Annotated in this window: 5 protein-coding genes; 1 reads left to right on the forward strand and 4 read right to left on the reverse strand. The window is 47.6% G+C overall.

Going from position 1 to position 4,068, the window contains the following annotated elements; all coding sequences use genetic code 11:
• The first annotated feature begins 197 nt into the window (after positions 1 to 197).
• The gene (lexA, locus tag IQ242_RS18330; protein ID WP_052277896.1) at positions 198 to 812 is read left to right on the forward strand and encodes a transcriptional repressor LexA; all 615 of its coding nucleotides are present in this window, start codon (positions 198 to 200) and stop codon (positions 810 to 812) included.
• Between the two features lie 30 nt (positions 813 to 842).
• On the opposite strand, the gene IQ242_RS18335 is transcribed toward lexA, so the two are convergent.
• The 4 genes from IQ242_RS18335 to IQ242_RS18350 form a co-directional block, all read right to left on the reverse strand.
• Positions 843 to 1,025 carry a hypothetical protein gene (locus IQ242_RS18335; RefSeq protein WP_193960958.1) on the reverse strand — a complete coding sequence of 61 codons (183 nt, stop codon included), beginning with the start codon at positions 1,023 to 1,025 and terminating at the stop codon, positions 843 to 845.
• A 296-nt stretch (positions 1,026 to 1,321) separates the two neighbouring features.
• Positions 1,322 to 3,205 (reverse strand): SUMF1/EgtB/PvdO family nonheme iron enzyme, encoded by a 1,884-nt coding sequence (locus IQ242_RS18340; RefSeq protein WP_193960959.1) that lies wholly within the window; start codon positions 3,203 to 3,205, stop codon positions 1,322 to 1,324.
• Positions 3,198 to 3,575 (reverse strand): hypothetical protein, encoded by a 378-nt coding sequence (locus IQ242_RS18345; protein WP_193960960.1) that lies wholly within the window; start codon positions 3,573 to 3,575, stop codon positions 3,198 to 3,200. Before IQ242_RS18345 ends, IQ242_RS18340 begins: the two co-directional genes overlap by 8 nt.
• Positions 3,576 to 3,720: 145 nt before the next feature.
• Positions 3,721 to 3,879 (reverse strand): hypothetical protein, encoded by a 159-nt coding sequence (locus IQ242_RS18350; protein ID WP_193746263.1) that lies wholly within the window; start codon positions 3,877 to 3,879, stop codon positions 3,721 to 3,723.
• Between the last annotated feature and the right edge of the window lie 189 nt (positions 3,880 to 4,068).

Consider the following 4,068-nt stretch of genomic DNA (forward strand, 5'->3'; position numbering starts at 1 on the left):
GAAGAATAAATAGAAATAATCTCCTGTCTCGGAGTCTCCTGTCTCGGAGTCTCCTAACCAAGCACGACAATTTTTGATTTTCGCAAGAGATCTAATAATCAGTTGATTTAGTCGGCCGATGAAGTTAAGATGTACTAGGTTGAACACAAATGAACTAAAGTACAAATTATCTTAACCCAAGGATAGGAAAATAGATCATGACTAACCTCGAATCCCTTACTCAAGCGCAACAGGAGTTGTACGACTGGCTAATTGAGTACATTCGCACTACTCAGCACGCCCCTTCCATCCGGCAAATGATGCGAGCAATGAATTTACGCTCTCCCGCACCGATTCAAAGCCGTTTAGAACGTTTACGCACCAAAGGCTATATTGATTGGACAGAAGGAAAAGCACGCACCCTGCGGATTCTCAAACAACCAGTGCAAGGTTTACCAGTTCTAGGTGTGATCGCAGCTGGTGGTTTAGTGGAACCCTTCACCGATGTGGAAGAAAAACTCGATCTTTCTAACCTGTTGCAACGCAGCCAAGACTGTTATGCTCTGCGCGTTTCCGGAGACAGTATGATCGAGGATCATATTGCCGATGGGGATCTGGTGATCATGCGTTCTCTCACGGGTAATGAAGCGGTGTCCAATGGGGAAATCGTCGCCGCTAGAGTCGAAGGCCACGGCACTACTTTAAAACGTTTCTACCAAGAAGGCGAAATCATCACTCTCCAACCCTCCAATCAAAAATATCAACCAATTACAGCCAATACTGAACAAGTACAAGTGCAAGGGGTTTTGGTTGGTGTTTGGCGCGGTTATTAGCCAAAACTGGGGCGCACTTAAGCGCCCCGATCATTTTTCCTCTCCTTGCTCCAGGAAAAGAATCGGGTGGGCCAACAAGGATAATAGAACGGAATCGAATATCTGTTTTCTTAGTTGCCAGGTGTCACCGTGTTCTAGATGTGCCATCCAGCTAGTCAGCGGTCGTTCTACATCTTGCCATTCAATTGTACCGATCGCATAATCTTGTTGCAATCGTCTAAGTCTTCTCCTACCCCGATGAAGGTTACTATTCCTGACACGAACTCGGTCGGGTAGAATACGAAAACCGAGGAAACTAGCACCGTATTTAGTGGCAAAAAGTTGACTTTCGGTCGCAACGCGCTCGCTACGCGAGATCGGGTGAATTTTCAGCTAATTCTTTCATTGCCTTAATAAAATTTAACATTAATGCCATTTTCTCAAAAAAATCGACCCGCCTAAGGGCGGGAAAGAAAAAAAAAAGAAAAAATAGGGAATGAGGGTAAAAAGGGAAAAAAAGGGGAAAAGGGTTACAGAGTCCTCCCGGCACCGCACACCACGCGAAAACCGACGTTGAAGTTGCCGTCGCGGCGGCTGCCGCTGAGGCGGAAAGCGGAACGGCAGAAATTCGGACTGAAGTACCAAGAACCGCCCCGCAATAGAGAACGATTATCATCCCCATTTTTTATCCAGACACTGCCATCCGTCGGCGCACCCTCATAATTATCGTGCCAGGTATCGGCGCACCATTCCAAGACATTACCGTGCATATCGTAGAGTCCGAAGGCATTGGGGGGAAATTGTCCCACGGGAGTCGTTTCTTCTCGATATTCTCCCTTCGCTTCTTCTGCGTAGGTATTACTGGCATTGTAGTTAGCCAATTCCCCCGTAATGGTTTCCCCAAAGTAGAATGGGGTGGTGGTTCCAGCACGACAAGCGTATTCCCATTCCGCTTCACTCGGTAGTCGGTATTCCCGAACCGTTAGTTTTGATAATCTCGCACAGAATTCGATCGCATCGTACCAGTTGACTTGTTCCACGGGACGGCGATCGCTATCGAGACGGTCTTTAAAATGGGCCGGGTTGAGATCAAGGTCTTTTTCTACTTTTAAATCCGTGCGAGAGGCGATCGCTTTCCACTGGGCCTGGGTGATGGGGTATTTACCCATAAAGAAGGGTGGGACAGTTACTTCATGTTGTGGTCTTTCCTTTCTAAATCCTTCCCAATTAAATTTTTTAACCAGTCTTTCGATTTCCTCGTCTTCTGTTCCCATCAGGAAAGTTCCCCCCGGAATGGCGACCATTTCTAAGGTGATGTCGTTGCCCAAATCTTGGCTGAAATATTGGGACTGTTTCGACTCTTTTCTAATTTGCTCACCCTTCGCATTTACTCGCACCACCTCAAAGTTAAATACCTTGAGTCCAGTTTCTTGAGAAGGTTTAGGGGACGATGACCTATTTTCCTCAGACCCCGTGACGTATTCGCGACGCGTAAAAGGAATCGAAGACTGTCTTAGAGCGATGCGCTTGATAGCTTCGATCGCCTCTAAATCGCCACGAGATGCTCCTAAGACACGAATCCATAACTGTTCAGCTAAGTCAAGGTCGCCCCTATTTTCTGCTAAGGAAGCCTGATATTTTAGGGGTTGCACGTCCCTAAGCGTGGCAACTTGTTCTAACAAAATAAAATAGAGCTTGTGGGGCGGTTCTGCTTTCAGATAGGGATTCTGTCTCGGTTTCCCATATCTAGCGTTAGTTTGCTCGACTTGACGGCGCAGATGTTCGTCTAGACGCTCGACCGTAGCACAATTGGCTTCTCCTTGCCGCCGTAATCCTTCCAGCAGCGTATGAGTAAATGAGCCTTGTTGTAACTCATCGATCTCCCAAGATTGCTGATTGGCAGTACAGGAATAAAAGGTTATGACTCCCTGATGCTCCTCCTCTCCAATGCCCAGACCGCCTCGGCTGTCCTCATCTCGACAGGCATCTAATAATAGTACGACGTTATCCGCCCCAGACCTCCGCAGCCGCTCGGTAACATAATCCACCGATACAGCCGTTTCTCTTACATTACCCGGATCGCTATCAGGGAGCATCAGATAGTCTTTGTCTTGATAGCGCCTGCCATGACCGGCAAAGAAAAACCAGAGATTGTCTCCAGACTTAAGCAGGGGAGTCTCGAACTGCCTCTGAAGAAACCGCTTGAGACGACCGTGGGTTAGCTGCGTGGGAATGGGGGGACTAGCAGGAATGGGTGGAGAATCTTCGGTAAAGAGAAATATCCCACTGCGATCAAATCCTCCCTCCCCTTCACACCAAGCTTTGATCGCTTCCGCATCTTTCTTGGCGTATTTCAGCGGCTTGAGGTTGTCATACTCGTTGATGCCGATCGCTATCACCCAGTTTTTAGCCATCTTTTCTCTTGAACTTAAACGTCATCGCTCCTTTCCCTCCTGCTTTGCCCCCGACCCCAAACAGGCTAACTTGTCCTTCCCCATTAATTTCTACAGACAGTTCCACTTCATCGAGCCGGATTTTAGTGCCTGGAGGATCGGCTTCATCGAGCATTTCCCGCATCGCTTTGAGAAAGCCCTGCATTTCTAGCTTCAGTTTGGACACATCCACTTGACTTCTTTCGGTGGCCGCAACTTCGGGCGATTTTTCCTTTCCTTCAAGCCTTCCCCCGGTATCACGGCTACTTCTAGCGCCGGTGGGCGTTTTTTGAAGATCAGAGTCACCCGTAATAATCCATATTTTGCTGGGAGTCGCGATATCTTCGGTCATTGTGTTGATTTCCCCTAAATGTTATCTCGCTTACCTTTAGCCAAACTTTCTAATTCCATTATCTTTCTCTCAACCTCCGCCATCCTCTGACTCAACGGCACAGTCTCGGCACAGCCCAAGTAAGCAGCGTTGCCGAAGGCACTCGCTACGCGAGATCGCACTGACAATCACATCCGTCTTGGACGTGCCAATCCGCTCGACGTACTGGTTGAGTTCGGCGAGGAGAGGTGGGGGAATTCGGACGGCGATTTGTGGTTTGCCCATAACAGTTACATTTCTTCTCCCGCCATGCTACCAAACGCATGACCAAGTATCACCCTTCCAGTCATTTTTCTTAACGAACGATCGAACAGCGAGCTACGTTCAAGTACCATCCTACAGTTATTCGCTAGAAACAATACAGGACAAAAGTTACAGAAAAATTTAAAAACCTTTCCTTAAAAAATTAAGTGAACCACGAATAAAAATTTCTCCTTAGCCCAAAAGTATTCAG

Source organism: Microcystis sp. LEGE 08355 (assembly GCF_015207185.1).
Lineage (GTDB): Bacteria > Cyanobacteriota > Cyanobacteriia > Cyanobacteriales > Microcystaceae > Microcystis > Microcystis panniformis.